The sequence below is a fragment of the Pseudomonas sp. P4_C3 genome (genome assembly GCF_056402075.1).
The window spans coordinates 1-1717 of the sequence record NZ_JBFUIC010000564.1; the positions used below are offsets into that span (position 1 = coordinate 1).

2 protein-coding genes and 1 pseudogene are annotated in these 1717 nt (G+C 48.6%); 1 reads left to right on the plus strand and 2 read right to left on the minus strand.

Annotation, left to right across the window (positions count from 1 at the left end; all coding sequences use genetic code 11):
* Positions 1-189 precede the first annotated feature (189 nt).
* Positions 190-783 carry a serine O-acetyltransferase gene (locus AC1DVH_RS30670; RefSeq protein ID WP_477756953.1) on the minus strand — a complete coding sequence of 198 codons (594 nt, stop codon included), beginning with the start codon at positions 781-783 and terminating at the stop codon, positions 190-192.
* A 104-nt stretch (positions 784-887) separates the two neighbouring features.
* Here AC1DVH_RS30670 and AC1DVH_RS30675 point away from each other — a divergent pair.
* A pseudogene (locus AC1DVH_RS30675) lies at positions 888-1063 on the plus strand (transposase); the annotation flags it as partial.
* Between the two features lie 149 nt (positions 1064-1212).
* Here the strand turns inward: AC1DVH_RS30675 and AC1DVH_RS30680 are convergent.
* Positions 1213-1717 (minus strand): hypothetical protein (locus AC1DVH_RS30680; RefSeq protein WP_477756954.1); only part of this gene is annotated, 505 nt, incomplete at its 5' end.

A 1717-nucleotide genomic window follows, 5' to 3' on the forward strand; every position in this document is an offset into this window, starting at 1 on the left:
GCCCAGAAGATCCCAGCGCGCAAGGGCGCTACGCCTTCCGCCCTGAGCGCCCGGCACACAACAAATGGCTCAAGGGTGTCGAGTGGCTCGATTTACCTAAAATGAGAACTCCCTGCAGATAAAAATTCAGTCAACCCGATTTTGCCGGGGCGCACTCGCTGAAACCTCGGCTAACTGCATTAGAGGCTTTTAATGAATTTTGATTTTCTCTATTGTCAGTTTTGTGTATCCCTTGATCAGAAGCCCATCTGATGTTTTCTCAGATATTATTTTTGCTGGCACTCCGCCAATTGTTGCGTTTCCAGCGGGGAAGCTCTTCGCTACCACTGCGTTGGCTCCGATTGCCATGTTTGGCCCAATATCTATTCTTCCAAATAGCTTCGCTCCAGGACCTATATAGCAGTTTTCACCTATTGACGGAGCAGCATGATCTTTTCCAGCCTCGGTCCCTATGTTCACGCATACATGTAGGCGGCAATTTGCGCCGACTTTTGCGCCACTGTTTACAACGATAGTTCCTGCGTGTGCAATTGATAATCCAGGCCCAAAGACATTTATTGGTATTTCGAATCCCAACTTCAAGCTCTGTTTTAGATATTGATACTTTACGATATTTTTGAGAATCCTGTTTTTCTTGCAGTTTGTTAGGTATTCTAGCTTTCTCATTAGTCGCTGAAAACGCCAAATATCATCAAAAAAATACATTTTTAGACTTTTCTTTCTATTTAAGGAGATCCTATCTGCCTCTAGATATTCAATATATTCATCGTGTGAACTAATCATTTACGCTCCCTGCATTTAACTATTTGTTTGCGTGACTTAATGTACAAACTATGCTTTCTTATGTTGCCGCGCATTATTATTCTATGATCGCTCACAAAGCAATCATGCTTTTGCATCTTTGTTATAAACTGACGGATTCCGCTTGGGAATTAATYGCTGATGCGGTTTCTTACGAAAAGAAATCTAATGCCCCCCGCAGCGACGATCGACCTATGCTTAACGGCATCTTATGGATCTGTGCTCCGGAACGGCATGGCGCGACATTCCTGAGCGGTTCGGGCTGAAGTCCGGCTGATCGAGCCTTCCCCGATAGTGTGTCCATTCCATCAGTATCTGCTGATGCCTTCTGGCCAAGCTAGGCGGTCGCTCTATTGCTTTTCTCAAAGCGAAAAAACCTACCGTGAGACGGGCCGGATAGACGAATCGCTTTTACTTAAGGAGACCGGAGGTGCGCAGATCCCGAATCAGCGTTCCCAACACGCTCGCCACTGAATCCACCGTGGCCCCCGAGATAGCTAGTGCCCTATTATCGGTGCCCCCGGTAACAGAATAGGCATTTGTAGTCTGGGTCGGGGCGAATGGAACCCAGGTGCCCGGAGCACCATCTGCTACGCATAGCCACCCACCATTTTGGCCCGCAACAACTGGCGTGCGCCAAGTAATGTCACCTACGCGATGCTGACCGCTGCCCGGAGCTGATGCGCGGTGGTACCAGCGGGCACCATTTCGATATTCCCCGTTCGCGTCCACTACGCCATTGTTGATGTTGCCGTTCGCCTCAATGAAGCGGATGTCGCTCGACGACAGGCCAGAAGACTTCTTGTAGTTGTTGCTGCTGGCTGAAACCCCAGTTAGAAGCCCTCCACCATAAATCAGACCAAAACCCGTAACGGATTTAAGGCTCGTGTGGCCGAAGATAAGAACGTCACTGCCG